The organism is Bacillus tianshenii, from assembly GCA_020524525.2.
Taxonomy (GTDB): Bacteria; Bacillota; Bacilli; order Bacillales; family Bacillaceae_N; genus Bacillus_AV.
On sequence record CP129018.1, the window covers coordinates 2,343,848 to 2,361,869 of the forward strand.

Consider the following 18,022-nt stretch of genomic DNA (forward strand, 5'->3'; position numbering starts at 1 on the left):
TCTAAAATTTATTTATCACGTTTATCAACAAACAGCTGTCCTTTATCATCTAACGTACAGTATGAAATATCCTCAACCTTCTCATAGCCTAATTTTCGCAATTCATTTCGCAGCCATACTTGAGAGCGATTCAACAGCACTAAATGGTCATCTTGGACACGGCCATCCATAATTAATGGGTATGGTGGCACACCGTCACTTCCTTGCTGCTCATCCTTTTCAAACACAGATAATTTTCCTGATGGTTCTAATATTGCAAACTCCACGTCAGCGACTGATTTAACATCTTTGTCACGCAACTGCACCATTAAGTCATCAAAATTGTAACGCTGCTTTCGCATCTCTACTTCATCAATTGAACCATTGTTAATAAGAATCGATGGCTTTCCGTCCACTATTTCTCGAAGCTTTTGATTCTTTAACGATAAGTATGCCATCCCAATTTGGATAACCATAAGCACAAGAATAGGAAGGATTGTATTCAGAAGAGGTAACTTTGGGTCTTCGATTGAGAGTACAGCCATTTCAGCAATCATAATAAAAATAACGAGATCTAAAATACTTAATTCCCCAATTTCACGCTTTCCCATTAGACGAAACACAATAATAATTACAAAATACAGCAGCACTGTTCTGCTGATAATCGTTACAATCTCCATTACCTGCACCTCGTTTTGTTTGCATAATCTGTTGTTAGTATTGAACGGGCGCAGATGAAATATGAAAGACGAAGCGTTTTTTTTAAATAAAATAAATTAGATAACGAATATACAAATAGACGGTTGAAAGAATTAATGAAAAAATAACAACAGGCAGTCCAATTACAAAGAACTCCACAAATTTGATCGGCTGTTTTGCACCAGCTGCAAGGCCTGCGACAACGACATTTGCTGAAGCACCAATCAATGTTGCATTCCCTCCAAGGCAAGCGCCTAATGCAAGCGCCCACCATAATGGGTCCAAATTATTCATGCCGTAATCTTTAAATTCAAGAACCACAGGAATCATCGCGGCAACAAATGGAATGTTATCAACAAACCCCGATAACAGCCCTGAGCTCCATAGAATAAACAATGACGTCTTGGCTACATCGCCTTCTGTCTGCAGAATGATACTCCGAGCAATTTCATCGATAATGCCTGTACTTTCTAAGCCTCCGACAAGCATAAATAACCCCATAAAGAAAAACAGTGTAACCCACTCAACATCTCTAAGAATATCTTCCACTTCAATATTTCGGTATGTAAGCAGCATTAACAATAATGCGCCTGCCATCGCAATGCTTGTCAGCTCAATATGCAGCACAGGGTGCAGCACGAACCCAGCAATCGTACAGCACAAGACAAACAATGACTGAAACAAGGTCATATCTTTACGTAAATATTCTGCTGCCTGAATATTCATCAGTTCAATCCGTTTCGCTTCTGTCACCTTCAGCTGCTTTCGATAAAACCCTATAAGCGCCAGCATGACAGAACCAAAAATAATGACTACAATCGGTCCAAGGTTGAGCAGAAAATCATTAAACGTTAAGTCCTCGACAGCTTGGCCAATCATAATATTTGGAGGGTCACCAATCAGCGTTGCTGTACCCCCTATATTAGAAGCAAGAATTAACACAATTAAATACGGTGTCGACGGAAGGCCAAGTCTAGCAGTCATCGTTAATAAAACAGGCGCAAATAATAGCACAGTTGTGACATTATCTAACAATGCAGAACCGACAGCTGTTAACAAGGCCATAACAACGAGCAACGGTATCGCTCTGCCCCCAACCTTTTGCGCAAGTGTAATCGCAATATACTCGAACACCCCTGTTTTGCTTGTTACCGCAACAAGAATCATCATCGAAAACAACAGTGAAATGGTATTCCAGTCAATATACTTACCGAATGCGTCATCAAGTGTGTAGATGCCCCCAAGGATCATGAGCAAGCCGCCGGCACCTGCAATTAAGGCACGGTTCCACTTTTCTAACACAAGCATGACATAACAGCTGCCAAATATGACAAGCGACATGACCATGTCCATTCAGGTAGCCCTCCTTGTCCTTCATTCTCTATATACCTATGAAGAAATCCCGGAAAAATCACTCTTCTATTCAACCGCTGACATGCATATGCTTGTATCACACCACTGTATTGAAAATATCGGAACACATCGGGAGGGAAAAAGAATGGGGAAACATACGTGGATGGCTGTGCTGTACGGCATTATCGCCATTGTCGTTATCGTTCTTGTCTCAAGCATGATCCTGTCATTGCTTCTTAAAATGACAAACTTAACAGAGCAGTCGCTTGCATGGGTTATTTTAGTTCTTTCATTTTTAGCTTTATTTATTGGCGGATTTATTTCAGGTGGGAAAAATAAAGAAAAAGGCTGGCTAACAGGCGCCGGCACTGGAGCACTATTCACAGGGCTCGTCTTTCTTATTCAATACCTCGGTTATCAGTCAGCATTTTCGATGGAACAAATGCTTTATCACCTCGGCTATATTATGACAGCCGTACTTGGGGGCATTATCGGTGTGAATATGAAAGGTGGAGAAAAGCGAGCTTAAGGACCTAGCCACAAAAAAACACACTTCCCAGTTAATCGGGAGGTGTGTTTTTTTATGTATGCGTTATGCTTTTACAACTTCACGAACCGCATTACGGTCAAACGTTAAGCGTGAGCCATCACCGCAAAGAATGACAACTGTGTCTTCATCGACCGCATCAATTTTGCCATGAAGGCCGCCAATTGTAATCACGCGATCATTCTTTTGAATACTTGCCTGCATCTCTTGCACTTGCTTTTGTTTCTTTTGTTGAGGACGAATCAACAAGAAATAAAAAATCGCAAACATTAAAATAATCGGCAATACTTGTACGAGAAAATCCATTTCCTTTCACCCCTTTCAGCTTTTACAATATGAATCTACCCACTCCCGCAAGGAAGCGGCGGGAATGGAGAGGATCTTCAATTAGAAATTCTTCGCATTTGGTTTGTTGAAACCATACTTTTCAAAGAATTCATCTCGGAAATCTCCAAGACGGTCTTCTTGAATAGCTTCGCGCACTTGCTTCATCAATTTTAACAGAAAATACAGGTTATGATAAGTTGTAAGACGGAAGCCAAATGTCTCATTGCATTTTACAAGGTGGCGAATATATGCGCGTGAATAATTGCGGCATACATGGCAATCACAATTTTCATCCAATGGACGGTAATCGCGAGCAAACTTCGCATTTCTAACAACTAAGCGTCCCTCACTCGTCATGCATGTACCGTTACGCGCAATACGTGTTGGAAGCACACAATCAAACATATCGACACCACGAATTGCACCATCAATTAAAGAGTCAGGTGAACCAACCCCCATTAAATAACGCGGTTTCTCATTTGGAAGATGCGGCGTTGTGAACTCAAGCACGCGATTCATCACATCTTTCGGCTCACCGACTGATAATCCGCCAATTGCATAGCCAGGGAAATCTAAGGAAACAAGGTCAGATGCACTTTGCTTTCGTAAATCTTCATACTCACCGCCTTGAACGATACCAAATAAGCCTTGGTCTTCTTTCCGTTCATGGGCTCTCAAGCAGCGCTCTGCCCAACGGCTTGTACGCTCAACAGATGACTTCATATAATCATATTCAGCAGGGTATGGCGGACATTCATCAAATGCCATCATAATATCTGAACCGAGTGCATTTTGAATTTGCATCGCTTTTTCTGGAGAAAGGAAGAGCTTCTCACCACTTAAATGGTTGCGGAAATGAACCCCTTCTTCTTCAATTTGACGCAAATCGCTTAAACTAAAAACTTGGAAGCCGCCAGAATCGGTTAAAATCGAGCCGCTCCAGTTCATAAATTTATGAAGGCCACCTGCTTCTTTTACAATATCTTCACCAGGACGAAGCCACAGATGATAGGTGTTACTTAAAATAATGCCTGCTCCCATTTCCTCTAATTCTTCTGGGCTCATTGTTTTTACTGTTGCTAAGGTTCCTACAGGCATAAAGACAGGTGTATCAAACGAGCCGTGTGGTGTATGAACGCGGCCAAGACGTGCACCTGTTTGTTTACATGTTTTTATTAATTCGTAGCGAATTGCACTCACAATTGTGTTCCCCTTTCGTTACCCTTCAAGCTGATTCGTAATAAACATCGCATCACCAAAGGAGAAGAAGCGATACTTCTTCTCAACTGCTTCCTGATAAGCAGCTAAGACATTCTCCCGGCCTGCAAGTGCGCTGACAAGCATAATAAGTGTGGACTTCGGTAAATGGAAATTCGTAATCATCGCGTCAATTCCTTTGAACTGATAACCCGGATAGATGAAGATATCCGTCCAGCCTGATGCTTCTTTGAATTCACCGTCATAGGCAGAGGCGATCGTTTCAAGGGTCCGAGTCGACGTCGTACCAACTGAAATAATCCGGCCGCCTTTTTCACGCACAGTATTCAGCAGTTCTGCAGTTCCTTTTGTCATTTGATAGAACTCACCGTGCATGTCATGCTCTTCAACGTTCTCCACGCTGACAGGGCGGAATGTACCAAGTCCGACATGAAGTGTAATAAATGCCGTGTGCACACCTTTTTCACGAATCGTTTCTAACAATTCTTCCGTAAAATGAAGCCCTGCGGTTGGTGCAGCAGCTGAGCCGCGCTCTCGAGCAAATACAGTTTGATACCTGTCACGGTCATCAAGCTGTTCCTTAATATAAGGCGGAAGCGGCATCTCTCCTAAAGAGTCAAGCACTTCATAAAAAATACCGTCATACATAAACTCAAAGTTACGTCCGCCATGCTCGTTTGAACCAACACACTTTGCCTTTAAACGTCCGTCGCCAAAAGAAATAACCGTACCTTCCTTCACTCGTTTCGCAGGCTTAACAAGTGTTTCCCACATGTCACCTTCAATTTGCTTTAACAATAATACTTCAATCTTCGCACCCGTTTCTTCTTTCACACCATACAACCGAGCCGGAAGCACTTTTGTATCGTTTAAAACGAGGCAATCACCTGGGTTCAAATAATTCAATATTTCTTTAAATGTTTCATGTTTCGTTTGGCCTGTTTCTTTATCTAATACCATCAGCTTTGATGCTGTTCGGTCCGCAAGCGGTACTTGTGCAATCAATTCTTCTGGTAAATAAAAATCAAATAAATTGACATCCATAGCTCTATCTCCTTCTTTTGCTTAGCACATTATCGGAAGCGTCCAATGATGTAAAAAATAATCGTTAATACAATACTTGCGATAATGGATAGTGTCAATGGAAAGTAAAACGTCACATTTCCTTTCTTGAACACAAAGTTGCCTGGCAGCTTGCCAATGAACTGCCATAACAGCCCCGAGAACAACTAACGTAATGCCGATACCGATTAAGACTTTGCTCATCAGTCGGTTGGCACCTCCATTTGAAAATGTTCATACACTTGTGCTGTTACCATTCGCCCGCGCGGCGTTCGCTGTAAGAAACCGATCTGCATTAAGTATGGCTCATATACATCTTCAATTGTATCGGATTCCTCACCAATTGAAGCAGCAATGGTATCAACACCAACAGGACCGCCGCGGAATTTTTCGATCATGCTTAATAATAATTTATGGTCAATATGGTCAAGTCCTAGACGGTCAACTTGTAATTTCTCAAGTGCATCAACTGCAAGTGCTGCTGTAATCGAACCATCGCCTTGTACTTGAGCGAAATCACGCACACGACGCAGCAGCCTGTTCGCAACACGCGGTGTCCCACGTGAGCGTCTTGCCACTTCAATTGCGGCCGTTTCAGCAATCTCAACGTTAAAGACATCTGCTGTGCGTTCGACGATTTCTGTTAAGTCTTGGACATTATAATACTCTAAGCGGCTTAACACACCGAAACGGTCACGCAATGGCGCAGACAGCATGCCTGCCCTGGTTGTCGCACCGACTAATGTAAACGGCGGCAAATCTAAGCGAACAGAACGGGCACTTGGGCCCTTTCCGATTACAATGTCTAAACAGAAGTCTTCCATCGCAGGATAGAGTACTTCCTCCACCGTCCGATGCAGGCGATGCACTTCATCAATAAACAGCACATCTCCTGGCTCCAGAGCTGTTAAGATCGCTGCCAAATCACCAGGCCGTTCAATCGCAGGCCCTGAAGTAGTCCGCAGCTGCACACCCATTTCATTTGCAATAATCGCTGCTAATGTCGTCTTCCCAAGACCTGGGGGGCCATATAATAACACATGATCCAGCGTTTCCTCCCGCATCTTAGCTGCTTCTATGAAAATATTTAAGTTATCTTTTACTTTATTTTGGCCAATATATTGTGATAAAGTCTGCGGTCGTAATGACTGTTCCAGTGACTGTTCTTCTATTTCCGCTTCTGCAGATACTAGCCGTTCATCCACCATCCGGCCTCAACCTCCTGCATTATTTCAACAATAATCGTAATGCTTCTTTCACATACTGATCCGTTGTTTGTTCTTTCTCCGCAAGCTTTGGAATAACCTTCTTCAATTCACGTTCGGAATAGCCTAGCACCTTCAATGCTTCAATCGCTTCATCCAATTGTTCAGAATTTACGCCTGTTGTTTGATGCTTTTCATCCTGTGCAAAAAGGTTAGGAAAGGCATCTGGAAATAAATCATCAAGCTTGCCTTTCAAATCAAGGATCATCTGACGTGCCGTTTTCTTTCCGACACCAGGAAACTTCGTTAAGTACTTGTCATTTTCCTCTTCAATTGCACCTACAACTTGTTCAGGTGCACCTGAAGCAAGAATTGCAAGCGCACCCTTTGGCCCGATGCCTGAAACACTTAACAATTTCATGAAAAGCACTTTCTCCTCGCGTGTTTCAAACCCGTACAATGCTTGCGTATCTTCACGTACATAATGATATGTAAACACTTTAACTCGTTCATTTAATTTCTTCTGAAAGACAAACGGATTCGGACAGAACACTTCATAGCCAAGTCCGCCTGTATCAACAATAATCGATTCAGGACTGACATATTCAATCATACCTTCAATAAACGCGATCAACTTCTTCTCTCCCTTTGTTATACGAATGCGAACATGTATTTCTATTTGTTCATTCTATCATATCCGTTTACAAAAGTATAAGTTGACAGTATACCAATATAACACAACTTCATGCCTTCTTTCACCTTCTTTTTTTGAGATAGAACAACAAAGAAGCTGATCAGAATGGGTTGATCAGCTTCAGTAGGGCTTAGAGTTAACTGTATATTTACGAAAACTTTCTATTACATCTTCATACTGCTTCTTTGTTTTAATTGGAATCCCGTTCTTTAACTGCTGATGCTGAAGACTTTCAAGCTTCCCAACATCAATTTGAAAGAACGATTGAATAACCTTCTGCTGTTCGGGTTTTCCTGAAAAGATTGTCAAGACGCCTTGTTCATCTAATCCAACATATCCGTTTGCCTTCAGCAAAGGAGAAATATCGTTAATCTGCTTGCGAAAAATGACTTGACCACCTTCTTGATGTACAAGCTGCCAATCGGCGTAAGCAGACCAGAAATCTTCCATTGACCAAATAATTTCGGTTACTTTTTCTTCGCTCATTTCCCCATCCATGTAATGACGCTGCAAGGTCACCTCTACACTTAGCGGTTGAGCAATTTGTTCAACAACCTCACTCTGTGCTGGCTGTGCGGCTTTTTCTGTATCAGGCTGAGCCTCAACCTCATGAATCATCGGCAGAAAGAAAAAGGTCATAACCCCGCCAAACAACATCCCAAGCGCAAGCAACAGAGCAGCCTGTAGCTTTGAAATACGAGCAGTCATCACATACCTCACCTCGTACAAAGAAAGAGTAGATTGCAATCACAAATAAAAAACTTCTATCAGCATGATTAAGTGTTCTTACGCATAGCTTAACCACCTAATAGAAGTTTTATCCATTGACTACGAAACTTTCTCTTAAAGGCGAAGGGCAGGCTCTCCCATTTTGGCCGCTACAAAAATTTCTTTCGATAACTTTGCAAAAATTTCACCGCGCTTTGTATCCTGTGCATTTTTTCGTCGCTGTATATTTTCCCCACTTTGAATGTCCTACCATACAATACCCTATCCTCACGATTAAAAATTCGCGATTTTTCAATATATCATAAGAGGAGAACCTTCTAAAACTGTTCTGGCAGCTTTGCAAATGTTACAGCAGGGAATGGACCTTTGCATTCTGGCATAATGCCAAGTGACTTTAATTCAATACTCCACTCATCAACCATTTGAACAAGCCCTTCAGCTGATTGGCAGCTGATTAAATACGTTCCGTGCCACACCATATCATCCGTAAGGCCAGACTCTTGTCTGCTTAATAAATCCAGCTCTATATAACCGTCACTAATCGCCATAAGCTCCATATGTAATCGTTGACACACTTTTGCTTTCTCCATTTCAATCGCTTCGACAACTGTTTTTTCAATTTTCTTTTTCTCGAAAAAACGCTCTCCAGCTGGCAGTTCTTCCAACTCTTTGTATTGTCGCTCGATTTCAGGATAGCGCTCATCCATCATATATTCCCACGCGCTGTCATCCGTGTAGATGATAAACGTCCATTCATCCCTCCCTTTAATAAGGCGATGCTTTTCTTCAATTTGTTCTTTATAAGTATGTAGTACGTTTTCACACTCCGCCAATGAAGAGTACATCGTCCCATATGGCATCGGTAACAGAGTGAAAGTAGAATGGAGGCGTGAAAGGACTTGGTAATACTCTTCATATGTTATACCTTTATCTGTATACACGACAGCAAATTGGTCATTGCTAAAAGTTTCAAACGGAGCTAAAGAAGCTTGGACGACTTCTTCTACAGGAATAATTCCATATATGTATAGTGTTTGACCCTCCTCCATCAATATCACGCTCCTTTCAATTGGTAATCTATTCCCCTGTAGATATAAGAAATAAACCCACCATTTTTCAGGTGGGTTTATTTTTTGACATCTGTTAGCGGGCGTTGTTTTCGAATGGACGTGTGATTGCGTTGCCTAAATCATCCATAACACCACGGAGGTCTGAGCGGACTTCACGCATGCCTGCTCCGTCGCGAAGACGGTTGTCGATGTTTGTGACACGGTCATACATGCGTTCATCTGTTACGACACGTACGTTTTTACCGTTTGCCATTTGTTCAACCTTTGCGCGAACTTTGTTTTCAACATCTTTTACGTTGTTATCGTTCGTATCAACAGCAACAAGCACGGTGTCACGAGTAACGACTGCACGACAGTCATCAATATTGTTCATTTCAGAAACTGTGCGTGAAATACTTTCAGCCATTTTCCCGTTGTAATTGTTGTAATAAGACTTGTTAGCACGACCATCTAATGAATTATTCATTTGACCGTAATAGTTGACATCTTTACGCTTGTACTCCCCAGCTTGAGGTGTAGCGTTATTACGCATACCACGGTTCATATAGCGGTCAGTATCGCCACGCTCTTGATTTGTATAACGTGTTGTATAGTCACCCATACCCCAACCAAAGCCACGGCTATCGTCGTTATTTGTGTAATAACCAATCGGCTGTGTTGTGTCATTGTAACGAGTATCAAGTGCTTCATTATCTTGGGCACACCCTACAAGACCACCAAGCAAAAATGCAGTTGAAAGTGTCATTAACGTTTTCTTTTTTATCATTTGAAAAGCCCCCCTTCACTACTTAGAGTGACTAAGAGAGGCCTTCTTTAATCTGAGAAATACAGGGTTGATTATTAAAATTTTGGCGGTGATGCCGCAAGTGCACGTTTATGTGCTGTGTTGCGGTGCATGCGATCAATGATTTCTTTATCTTTTTCTGGAATTTCCTCACCGCGTAAGTATTTGTCAATTGTGTCGTAAGTCGTTCCCATTTCATTTTCATCTGTTTGACCTTCCCAAAGGCCTGCACTTGGTTTCTTTTCAACAATTTCACTTGGTACGCCAAGTACACTTGCCATTTCACGTACTTCACCTTTTTCAAAGTGAACAAGTGGTACAAGATCAACACCGCCATCGCCGTGTTTTGTAAAATAGCCTGTATGCCATTCAGCCGCGTTATCTGTGCCAACCACAAGATACCCATAATTGTTTGCGACTGCATATAGTGTACTCATACGCAGGCGTGCACGTAAATTAGCATCACCCATTTGTGCGCGGTCTTTGTGCCATTCGCCTTTATTCGTTAGTTGTTCTTCAATTGATGAAAACAATTCTTCATGTGTTTGCGAAAGGTCAATTGTAACGCTGTCAATGCCACAGCTATCGATTACTTTCTTCGCATCATCCTCGTCACCAGGATTGCTTTTGCACGGCAAAATAACGCCTAACGAATTGTCAGGGAATGCGCGTTTAATCAGGTGGGCGACAACCGCTGAATCGATTCCACCGCTGACACCTACAATTAGGCCGTTTAATCCCGAACCTTCAACTTTTTCTCTAAGCCATGAAACAAGCTTTTCAATTCTTTGCTCCATAATGTCATTCCTTTCCCCGTCAGTGTAGTTTGTTCATTATCTTATCATAGCTTGAATTTCTTCAACAAACAATTTCCGAGCATGATACTCTTTCAATGTCCACTGTTGAAGCTGTTTAATTTTCTTCTTAGATCCTTTACCACGAATCGACCGATTCCATTCACGAAAAAGATCTGTTGGATAGACGAGGGCTGCGATAAACCACTTCTCTGACGCTACCTGCGGAAAGGAAGAATTTTTACTCAGAGCGGTTAATGACCACTCTAAATGAGGCAGAATACGATTCGCGTACTGCAGGAAATCATATTCAGACGGAGCAATAGCCGCAAGGTCAAAATCAATTAAATACAGTTTGCCCGAGACACTGCGAATAAAATTATGCTCAGCTGTATCTCCATGAATGAGATAGCCGTTATCTTGTGCTTTTCGTTCAAGCTGAGGGAGCTTTGTACCTTGCAAGGCTGCCATACTCCAATAACCCCATTGCAACAATTCATGGACAACCTGCTTGCCTAAGTACGCTGCAAAAAGATGGGCATACTGATAAAATGTCGTGTAGCGCTCACTCCATTTTTCAAGTAATAAAAACTTTGGAAACTGCTGCTTCACTTCACTTGGAACATCTGCCAATGCATGATGAAAAGCTCTCAACAGTGCTGCACCATCATTTCGGTCACGACTTTTCGAATAAAGAAAGGAATGGCCATGCTTAATAAACGGAGTCATCGCCCAATCCTTATCGTTCAGTTGAATATGAAGCTTTCCATTTGCAAATGGGATAAATTGATACGTATGAGTAAACGCTGTTTCTTTTAATGCATTCGTTAGCGCTATTTGTGAGTGTAAGCGTGTATGAGAAGGGAAGCCTTTAATCATATAACTTCCTTCCTTACAGTAAAGCTTTATAACATAAGGCCGGACGATTTGGACCTCATCTACCTCAAACCCTGTAAGCTCCGATAAAAAGAGACGATTTCTAAAGAAATCGTCTCTGGCATGCTTCGTCATTCTTATTCGCTTTCCTCATCAAGATAATCATATTCGCGCATATAACCGCCGCCATAGTATGGATTCATCATCCCACCATCACCGCAGCCACAATCGCCACCGTAACCACCCATTTGTGGCATCATCTGTTGCTGAGGCATTTGCATTTGGTCCATCATCGCAGGGCTTACCGCTTGCGGCTGACCGTACTGAGGCATCATACCACCATGCATCATACCAGGCATCATTGGCATTTGGCCGTATTGCGGCATTCCTCCATATTGTGCTGGGCTTACTGCCTGCGGATAACCACCATAGCCTCCTGGAAGTCCTGTTCCTGGCATCATCGGCCCCATAGGTACACAGCCATAAGGAGAAACTGGCATCTGCGGCATCATCGGTTGTTGCATCATTGGCTGCTGCATCATTGGTTGCTGCATCATTGGCTGCTGCATCATTGGTTGCTGCATCATAGGCATTTGTTCCATTTCAACTCCTTGTACTTGGGGCATTTGCGGCATTTGCGGCATCTGTGGCATTTCTGGCATTTGGTACTTCATATCTTCCATCTCCTCTTTCTGTGTCACACCGGCTACTTTCTTTTCCGGCATTTTTTCTGGTTGTACGGCTGGCTTCTTATGAGGTGAGCTTTCACTTTCCATATGTGACGAGCTTTCCATATGCATTGGCATCATCATCGGCATCATCGGGTACTGCGGCAGGTTAAATGTATAATTCGCATACATTTGCTGCTGCATCTCGGGTGTTTGATAATTCATTTGCATCGGCATCACAGGCATCTGCATTGGTGCAGGCTGAGGTGCAGGTGCTTCTGGCATTTTTACCGGCTTAACAGCTTCTTTCTTCTGCGGCGCCGGCTTCGCTTTCGGTGGCATCATTTCTTTCGGCAGTGCCTTTTCCGTACTAATTGCCGGTTTGTATTCCGTTTTTCCTTTTACAGGAGCCATTTGTTTCATTTTCTCTTTCTTCACCGGCACACTTGATGTCGGGATTTTAATTTTCATCCCGGGCATAATCATATCAGGGTTACTTAAATGTGAGTTCGCTGATTTTAACTTATCAAAGTCAACTCCGTACTTTTGGGATAGCTTCCAAAGTGTATCCCCTTTTTGCACGATATGAATCTTCACAGTTACTACTCCCTCCTCAAAAATCTCTATATCTTATGAGTGAATTAGGCATTTTGCTACTCATGCTTCACAACAAAATATGCAGGAGTTTATCCGTTTATGTATGACAACCATCAACTGTCCAAAAAAATCTCCGAGTTTGTTAAAATAAACTTATGCACAAAACCCACTCGTTAGATACATATGCGAGCTTTTTCAAAGAGAGGACGATCTGAATGACAAAAGAGAATAAAAAAATACTTGGAGAAGAAAGAAGAGAGTTAATACTCCGTTGGTTAAAGGAAGCAAAAGCACCACTCACAGGAGGGGCACTGTCTGATAAAACCAATGTCAGCCGCCAAGTGATTGTTCAAGATATTTCATTATTGAAAGCACGAAATGAGCCAATTATCGCGACAAGTCAAGGCTATGTATACTTTTCATCACAAGAGCAGGAGAATAAAATCGAGCGTATTATTGCTTGTACGCATAAGCCTGAGGAAACAAGAGAAGAGCTGACCATTCTCGTCGATCACGGCGTTACCGTTAAAGATGTGAAAGTAGAACACCCGCTATACGGCGACTTAACAGCCTCGGTTATGGTGAAGAACCGCCTTGAAGTTGACCAATTCCTACAAAAAAATCAAAGAAACAAAGGCATCGCTCCTTTCTGAGTTAACAAACGGGGCACACCTTCACACCATTGAAGCTGACTCCACAAGCCAGCTTGATGAGGCATGCCAAGCTTTAAAAGAAGCCGGATTTCTTATTGAATAGAGGATCAAGAAAACCCGAACATTTTGTTCGGGTTTTCTTGATCTAGCAACAAATGCAGTGGCCGCTCCATCAAAATACTACGCTAAAGCTTATTTATCTTTTCTATTGACGATTAGAGTAATGCCCCACATCTACCTTAACTACCATTTGCGATCCGTTGTCCAACCTTATAGTATGGGTAGCTTCCGAGGACTTTTACTGTGCAGCCAAGTACTTCTAATTCTGCTTTCACACTTGGAAGTAACACGTCATCCATTTTCATTTCGACATCTATAATAAAGAAATAATTTCCGAGTCCTGTTTTCATCGGACGGGATTCAATTTTAGATAAATTCAATTTACGCCAAGCAAAGGCTGACAATACTTGATGAAGAGCACCGGCATAATCGGATGGAAGGGTGACCATAAATGTAGTGCGATAACCTTGGTGTTCAACTTTCGTTTCGGGAACGACTTCCTGACGATGCAAAATCACAAACCGCGTATGGTTGTTATCATAATCATGAATATCATGTTGAACGATTTCAAGCCCATATTCCTTTGCCGCAAGCTCGTTACCAATCGCAGCTGCCCGTAAGTCAGGGTGCTCATGCACAAATTCAGCCGCCGCACCTGTTGACTTTGTATAATGAAAATTCACTTTCGGAAGGTGCTTATGTAAATATTGGTGACATTGTGCAATCGCATGTGAATGAGAATGAACTGACTCAATCGTTGTCCAGCCTTCTCTGTTATTAGGATGGACCATCAAATGCTGACGAATCGGTACAATAATCTCTCCAACAATCGGAAGCTGCTGCTCATGTATGATGTAGTCGATCGTTAAGTTGACTGAGCCCTCGATCGCATTCTCAAGCGGCACAACGCCAAAGTCAATCTCTCCATTCTTCACGGCATCAATACAAGCAGGAATCGTCTCATATGAAACGGAATTTTCCTCTGAAAAGACTTGCTGCACTGCTAGCTTTGTAAATGTTCCCTTTGGACCTAGGTATCCGACTGTTATGGCCATTTTCCTTCTCTCCTCGTTATAGTCTCGTCTATTTATGCTCCTGTTCCCAAAATTTCGACTTTTTCAACGAATTCTAATTGTCTCAACTGGCTTAGTAATGCGTTCAAATCACTATGCATCCCTTGTGTGTTGAGTGACAAGGTGACATTAGCTTTACCTTGAAGCGGGATCGTCTGATGAATCGTTAACACATTACAGCCCATTTCTGCTACAACTGCTAGTAAGTTTGAAAGTGCGCCTGAACGATCTTCAAGATGAAAAAACAAGGAAATAATCTTTTCTTTCATCATCGTATGAAACGGGAAGATACAATCACGGTATTTATAGAATGCACTACGGCTCAATCCAACCGTTTGTACAGCTTCTGCCACTGAATCTGTCTTTCCTCGTTCGAGCAGCGCTTTCACCTCGAGCGTCTTCTTCATAGCATCTGGCAAAATATCTTCTCGTACTAAATAAAATTGTACATCTTTCTCACTCATTGTTGTTTCCCCTCCATAAAACCGCCTACACTATTTTACGATTGGACATTGGAGAGAAAGAAGGCTGCTCGGTTACAAACAGCCTTTTTTCACCATATCAAACATTTATTCACCTGTCATATTGTATCTTGTCCATCTCGTTAATCTACGAATTCAAATTCATACTCTAACAAGCGAACGGTATCGCCGTCTTTCGCTCCTCGTTCACGCAAGGCATCGTCCACACCAAATGAACGAAGCTGACGTGCAAATCGGCGAATCGACTCATCGTGATTAAAGTTTGTCATCTTAAACAAGCGTTCAATCTTAGAGCCTGAGATGACATAAGCACCGTCATCATCACGCGTAATCGTGAATTCTTGTGGACTTGCCACATGCTTGTATAAAACGTGTTCTTCTTCCTCTTCCTCAAATAACGGAAATTCAGATGTTTGTTCAAGTAGATCTGCCACATGGAACAGCATATCACGCATCCCTTGTTGTGTTGCCGCTGAAATTGGGTACACAGGTACATCTTCACCGACTTTTTCTTTGAATGCTTGTAAGTTCTCTTCTGCGTTCGGCAAGTCCATCTTATTCGCAGCAACAATTTGCGGACGCTCTGTTAAGCGAAGGTTATATTCCTTCAGTTCATCATTAATCTTCAAGAAATCATCGTATGGGTCACGGCCTTCCATACCGGACATATCGATAACATGAACGATAACACGCGTGCGCTCAATGTGACGCAGGAACTGATGCCCAAGTCCGACCCCTTGATGTGCACCTTCAATTAAGCCTGGCAAGTCAGCCATGACGAAGCTCCGCCCATCATCTGTTTCAACCATCCCAAGGTTCGGGACAATCGTTGTAAAATGATATTCAGCAATTTTCGGCTTTGCTGATGAAACAACAGATAGAAGGGTTGATTTTCCGACGCTTGGAAAACCGACAAGCCCAACATCAGCAAGCAGCTTCAACTCAAGCGTTATGTTTCGCTCTTGTCCCGGCTCACCATTCTCAGCAATTTCAGGCGCTGTATTTGCAGGTGATTTGAATCGAATATTACCGCGTCCGCCGCGTCCGCCATGGGCAATGACAGCACGCTGTTCATGCTGAGTTAAGTCAGCAAGCTTCTCACCTGTATCCTGGTCAGAAATAACTGTTCCAGGTGGTACTTTTACAATTAAATCATCGGCGTTTTTACCGTGCTTGCTCTTTGACATTCCATTTTCACCGCGTGATGCTTTGAAATGTCTTTGATAGCGGAAGTCCATTAACGTACGTAGGCCTTCGTCAACTTCGAAAACAACATCTGCGCCGTTTCCTCCGTCACCACCGGCTGGTCCGCCCTTTGGTACGTATTTCTCACGACGGAAGGCTACAATCCCATTCCCACCATCGCCTGCTTTCACATATATCTTGACCTGGTCGACAAACATGTCGGTCACCTCTCATTGTTGTTACATCTTCATTAACAATTCATCTGCAGCTCTATGGTGCATTCATTGTGATGGAGACTATAATTATTACACTGAAGCTCTTTCGATGTTTCCAGTGCTTGTAGCTTTGTTTCAAACTGTTCACGGTCTGCCCAGTCTGCTTGAATATCAAAATAGTAATCCACACAGCCTTCGCCAATTTCCATTGATAAGCTGACATGGTTTTCCCCATGCGGCACAACAGATTCTTTCAATAAATGAAAAAAGGCCTTACACCATTTCAGTATATCCTCTTCACAGTTCGATAAATCTCTTTCATCACCAAGTACTTCAAAGTCAACCTTGATGATATTCTCTCGCCAATTGTATGTCATTAAGTATGCAGCAAAATCCGGCATATTTAAACTAGATAGCTTTCCTTCATTTCGAGCATCAATGACGATTTCTTCGATAAGGTCATTTACACGTTCATATCGCTCTAGCGCCAGATTCCCTTTTATCAATTGAAGTTTATTTAACCAATCATGTCGAGAGTGCCTTAGAAGTTCAACAGTATCCCATTTTATATCCATAACTGCACTCCTATATATACAATTTAAATGCATTATAGCAAAGATTATCGAAAACTTGTACTACAGACATGAGGCATTTGCTTAAAGATTTCTTAAGGGCAAAGAAAAACTCTAACCTTTTGTGTAGGTTAGAGTTCTCTACTGTCATTATTGAGCTTCTGGATATACACTCACTTTTTTACGATTACGACCCACGCGCTCGTATTTAACAACACCAGCTACTTTTGCAAATAGTGTATCGTCGCCACCGCGGCCAACGTTTGCACCTGGGTAAATTTTTGTTCCACGCTGACGGTAAAGGATTTCACCGCCGTTAACGAATTGACCGTCTGCACGCTTAGCGCCAAGACGCTTTGAAATAGAGTCACGACCGTTTTTAGTCGAACCTACCCCTTTTTTCTGTGCGAAGAACTGAAGGTTAAGACGCAACATCTGTTCCACCTCCTCTAAAGTTCGATTACTTGTATATGTTTGCCATAGTCACGTTCAATCGTTCGTAGTGAAACGAGCATTCCTTCAAGCAAGACTTGGACATTGTGGCTTGTCTCTCCATCTAAATGAGCTGGAACCGTACAAGCTAGATAACCGCCGTCTTCTGCTTGTTCCACTTCAAGCGGAACCTCGCAAAGCTCGTACACGGCATTTACTGCTCCAAATGAAACAGATGAAACGCCTGCACAGACAAGGTCATATCCATATGGTCCGCTGTCCGCGTGCCCGCTTAATGTGAACGATTGAATTTTATCGTGAACGTCGCGTTTAATTTCTACTTTAACCATCATTCAATCCTTACGCGTTGATTTTTTCAACAACGACTTTTGTGTAAGGTTGACGATGACCTTGCTTACGCTTGTAGTTTTTCTTAGGCTTGTATTTGAAGACAGTGAGCTTCTTAGCGCGACCTTGCTTCTCAACTTTCGCAGTTACAGAAGCTCCTTCAACAACTGGGTTGCCAACTTTCACGTTGTCGCCGCCGACCATAAGAACTTTATCAAAAGTTACTGTATCGCCTTCAGTTACATCAAGCTTTTCGATGTAGATCGCTTGACCTTCTTCTACTTTCACTTGCTTACCGCCTGTTTCGATAATTGCGTACATTCTCTGCACCTCCTCTTAGACTCAGACTCGCCATTACAGGTGCAAAATCACTTTGCTTTAAAGACCTGCTCTGCGCGGT

The 18,022-nt window shown here is 42.4% G+C and carries 21 protein-coding genes, 3 pseudogenes and 1 other annotated feature (1 of these 25 only partly in view); of the genes and pseudogenes, 2 read left to right on the plus strand and 22 right to left on the minus strand.

Going from position 1 to position 18,022, the window contains the following annotated elements; translation table 11 throughout:
* Positions 1 to 8: 8 nt before the first annotated feature.
* Complete coding sequence (locus LC040_11865) at positions 9 to 659, minus strand: DUF421 domain-containing protein (GenBank protein ID WLR49984.1); 651 nt, start codon at positions 657 to 659, stop codon at positions 9 to 11.
* Positions 660 to 741: 82 nt separating this feature from the next.
* Complete coding sequence (locus LC040_11870; protein WLR49985.1) at positions 742 to 2,031, minus strand: ArsB/NhaD family transporter; 1,290 nt, start codon at positions 2,029 to 2,031, stop codon at positions 742 to 744.
* 145 nt (positions 2,032 to 2,176) lie between these two features.
* Here LC040_11870 and LC040_11875 point away from each other — a divergent pair, with 145 nt between their 5' ends.
* A complete protein-coding gene (locus LC040_11875) occupies positions 2,177 to 2,560 on the plus strand; it encodes a TIGR04086 family membrane protein (protein WLR49986.1) in 384 nt (127 codons plus the stop codon).
* A gap of 63 nt (positions 2,561 to 2,623) precedes the next feature.
* On the opposite strand, the gene yajC is transcribed toward LC040_11875, so the two are convergent.
* From yajC to safA, 13 genes and pseudogenes are all read right to left on the minus strand, one after another.
* Positions 2,624 to 2,884 (minus strand): preprotein translocase subunit YajC, encoded by a 261-nt coding sequence (yajC, locus tag LC040_11880; GenBank protein ID WLR49987.1) that lies wholly within the window; start codon positions 2,882 to 2,884, stop codon positions 2,624 to 2,626.
* An 81-nt stretch (positions 2,885 to 2,965) separates the two neighbouring features.
* A complete protein-coding gene (tgt, locus tag LC040_11885; protein WLR49988.1) occupies positions 2,966 to 4,105 on the minus strand; it encodes a tRNA guanosine(34) transglycosylase Tgt in 1,140 nt (379 codons plus the stop codon).
* 18 nt (positions 4,106 to 4,123) lie between these two features.
* On the minus strand, positions 4,124 to 5,167 hold the full coding sequence (queA, locus tag LC040_11890; GenBank protein WLR49989.1) for a tRNA preQ1(34) S-adenosylmethionine ribosyltransferase-isomerase QueA: 1,044 nt from the start codon (positions 5,165 to 5,167) through the stop codon (positions 4,124 to 4,126).
* Between the two features lie 29 nt (positions 5,168 to 5,196).
* Positions 5,197 to 5,389 (minus strand): annotated as a pseudogene (locus tag LC040_11895) (DUF2905 domain-containing protein).
* Entirely contained in the window at positions 5,389 to 6,390 is a 1,002-nt protein-coding gene (gene ruvB, locus LC040_11900; GenBank protein ID WLR53278.1) for a Holliday junction branch migration DNA helicase RuvB, read from the minus strand. Before ruvB ends, LC040_11895 begins: the two are co-directional and overlap by 1 nt.
* Positions 6,391 to 6,412: 22 nt before the next feature.
* The gene (ruvA, locus tag LC040_11905; GenBank protein ID WLR49990.1) at positions 6,413 to 7,024 is read right to left on the minus strand and encodes a Holliday junction branch migration protein RuvA; all 612 of its coding nucleotides are present in this window, start codon (positions 7,022 to 7,024) and stop codon (positions 6,413 to 6,415) included.
* Positions 7,025 to 7,204: 180 nt separating this feature from the next.
* Positions 7,205 to 7,792: an intercompartmental signaling factor BofC gene (locus tag LC040_11910; GenBank protein WLR49991.1), complete on the minus strand. Its 588-nt coding sequence runs from the start codon at positions 7,790 to 7,792 to the stop codon at positions 7,205 to 7,207.
* Positions 7,793 to 7,948: 156 nt separating this feature from the next.
* Positions 7,949 to 8,066 (minus strand): annotated as a pseudogene (locus LC040_11915) (YebC/PmpR family DNA-binding transcriptional regulator).
* Positions 8,067 to 8,130: 64 nt separating this feature from the next.
* Positions 8,131 to 8,862 carry a GvpL/GvpF family gas vesicle protein gene (locus tag LC040_11920; GenBank protein ID WLR49992.1) on the minus strand — a complete coding sequence of 244 codons (732 nt, stop codon included), beginning with the start codon at positions 8,860 to 8,862 and terminating at the stop codon, positions 8,131 to 8,133.
* A 94-nt stretch (positions 8,863 to 8,956) separates the two neighbouring features.
* Complete coding sequence (locus LC040_11925; GenBank protein ID WLR49993.1) at positions 8,957 to 9,649, minus strand: YhcN/YlaJ family sporulation lipoprotein; 693 nt, start codon at positions 9,647 to 9,649, stop codon at positions 8,957 to 8,959.
* A 74-nt stretch (positions 9,650 to 9,723) separates the two neighbouring features.
* Positions 9,724 to 10,464 carry an NAD(+) synthase gene (nadE, locus tag LC040_11930; GenBank protein WLR49994.1) on the minus strand — a complete coding sequence of 247 codons (741 nt, stop codon included), beginning with the start codon at positions 10,462 to 10,464 and terminating at the stop codon, positions 9,724 to 9,726.
* Between the two features lie 36 nt (positions 10,465 to 10,500).
* Entirely contained in the window at positions 10,501 to 11,472 is a 972-nt protein-coding gene (locus LC040_11935; protein WLR49995.1) for a phosphotransferase, read from the minus strand.
* A 2-nt stretch (positions 11,473 to 11,474) separates the two neighbouring features.
* Positions 11,475 to 12,602, minus strand: a complete 1,128-nt coding sequence (safA, locus tag LC040_11940; GenBank protein WLR49996.1) for a SafA/ExsA family spore coat assembly protein — start codon at positions 12,600 to 12,602, stop codon at positions 11,475 to 11,477.
* A gap of 215 nt (positions 12,603 to 12,817) precedes the next feature.
* Between safA and LC040_11945 the strand changes: the two are divergent.
* Positions 12,818 to 13,358 (plus strand): annotated as a pseudogene (locus LC040_11945) (transcription repressor NadR).
* Between the two features lie 136 nt (positions 13,359 to 13,494).
* Here LC040_11945 and pheA read toward each other — a convergent pair.
* The 7 genes from pheA to rplU form a co-directional block, all read right to left on the minus strand.
* Positions 13,495 to 14,370 carry a prephenate dehydratase gene (gene pheA / locus LC040_11950; protein ID WLR49997.1) on the minus strand — a complete coding sequence of 292 codons (876 nt, stop codon included), beginning with the start codon at positions 14,368 to 14,370 and terminating at the stop codon, positions 13,495 to 13,497.
* Between the two features lie 32 nt (positions 14,371 to 14,402).
* On the minus strand, positions 14,403 to 14,852 hold the full coding sequence (locus LC040_11955; GenBank protein WLR49998.1) for an ACT domain-containing protein: 450 nt from the start codon (positions 14,850 to 14,852) through the stop codon (positions 14,403 to 14,405).
* 140 nt (positions 14,853 to 14,992) lie between these two features.
* The gene (gene obgE, locus LC040_11960; GenBank protein WLR49999.1) at positions 14,993 to 16,273 is read right to left on the minus strand and encodes a GTPase ObgE; all 1,281 of its coding nucleotides are present in this window, start codon (positions 16,271 to 16,273) and stop codon (positions 14,993 to 14,995) included.
* 32 nt (positions 16,274 to 16,305) lie between these two features.
* A complete protein-coding gene (locus LC040_11965) occupies positions 16,306 to 16,845 on the minus strand; it encodes a Spo0B C-terminal domain-containing protein (protein ID WLR50000.1) in 540 nt (179 codons plus the stop codon).
* A 147-nt stretch (positions 16,846 to 16,992) separates the two neighbouring features.
* Positions 16,993 to 17,277 carry a 50S ribosomal protein L27 gene (gene rpmA, locus LC040_11970; GenBank protein WLR50001.1) on the minus strand — a complete coding sequence of 95 codons (285 nt, stop codon included), beginning with the start codon at positions 17,275 to 17,277 and terminating at the stop codon, positions 16,993 to 16,995.
* 14 nt (positions 17,278 to 17,291) lie between these two features.
* The gene (locus tag LC040_11975; GenBank protein WLR53279.1) at positions 17,292 to 17,624 is read right to left on the minus strand and encodes a ribosomal-processing cysteine protease Prp; all 333 of its coding nucleotides are present in this window, start codon (positions 17,622 to 17,624) and stop codon (positions 17,292 to 17,294) included.
* A 10-nt stretch (positions 17,625 to 17,634) separates the two neighbouring features.
* On the minus strand, positions 17,635 to 17,943 hold the full coding sequence (rplU, locus tag LC040_11980) for a 50S ribosomal protein L21 (GenBank protein WLR50002.1): 309 nt from the start codon (positions 17,941 to 17,943) through the stop codon (positions 17,635 to 17,637).
* 13 nt (positions 17,944 to 17,956) lie between these two features.
* Positions 17,957 to 18,022 (minus strand) — a sequence feature (ribosomal protein L21 leader region); it runs 11 nt beyond the window's last position.

Excerpts from the sequence above, each read along its gene's own strand:
- LC040_11965 (WLR50000.1), bottom strand. The coding sequence starts at position 16,845 with ATGGATATAAAATGGGATACTGTTGAACTTCTAAGGCACTCTCGACAT.
- obgE (WLR49999.1), bottom strand. The coding sequence starts at position 16,273 with ATGTTTGTCGACCAGGTCAAGATATATGTGAAAGCAGGCGATGGTGGG.
- LC040_11955 (WLR49998.1), bottom strand. The coding sequence starts at position 14,852 with ATGAGTGAGAAAGATGTACAATTTTATTTAGTACGAGAAGATATTTTG.
- LC040_11925 (WLR49993.1), bottom strand. The coding sequence starts at position 9,649 with ATGATAAAAAAGAAAACGTTAATGACACTTTCAACTGCATTTTTGCTT.
- LC040_11935 (WLR49995.1), bottom strand. The coding sequence starts at position 11,472 with ATGACGAAGCATGCCAGAGACGATTTCTTTAGAAATCGTCTCTTTTTA.
- rplU (WLR50002.1), bottom strand. The coding sequence starts at position 17,943 with ATGTACGCAATTATCGAAACAGGCGGTAAGCAAGTGAAAGTAGAAGAA.
- rpmA (WLR50001.1), bottom strand. The coding sequence starts at position 17,277 with ATGTTGCGTCTTAACCTTCAGTTCTTCGCACAGAAAAAAGGGGTAGGT.
- pheA (WLR49997.1), bottom strand. The coding sequence starts at position 14,370 with ATGGCCATAACAGTCGGATACCTAGGTCCAAAGGGAACATTTACAAAG.
- yajC (WLR49987.1), bottom strand. The coding sequence starts at position 2,884 with ATGGATTTTCTCGTACAAGTATTGCCGATTATTTTAATGTTTGCGATT.
- LC040_11875 (WLR49986.1), top strand. The coding sequence starts at position 2,177 with ATGGGGAAACATACGTGGATGGCTGTGCTGTACGGCATTATCGCCATT.
- LC040_11870 (WLR49985.1), bottom strand. The coding sequence starts at position 2,031 with ATGGACATGGTCATGTCGCTTGTCATATTTGGCAGCTGTTATGTCATG.
- LC040_11865 (WLR49984.1), bottom strand. The coding sequence starts at position 659 with ATGGAGATTGTAACGATTATCAGCAGAACAGTGCTGCTGTATTTTGTA.
- queA (WLR49989.1), bottom strand. The coding sequence starts at position 5,167 with ATGGATGTCAATTTATTTGATTTTTATTTACCAGAAGAATTGATTGCA.
- LC040_11975 (WLR53279.1), bottom strand. The coding sequence starts at position 17,624 with ATGGTTAAAGTAGAAATTAAACGCGACGTTCACGATAAAATTCAATCG.
- LC040_11910 (WLR49991.1), bottom strand. The coding sequence starts at position 7,792 with ATGACTGCTCGTATTTCAAAGCTACAGGCTGCTCTGTTGCTTGCGCTT.
- LC040_11920 (WLR49992.1), bottom strand. The coding sequence starts at position 8,862 with ATGGAGGAGGGTCAAACACTATACATATATGGAATTATTCCTGTAGAA.
- nadE (WLR49994.1), bottom strand. The coding sequence starts at position 10,464 with ATGGAGCAAAGAATTGAAAAGCTTGTTTCATGGCTTAGAGAAAAAGTT.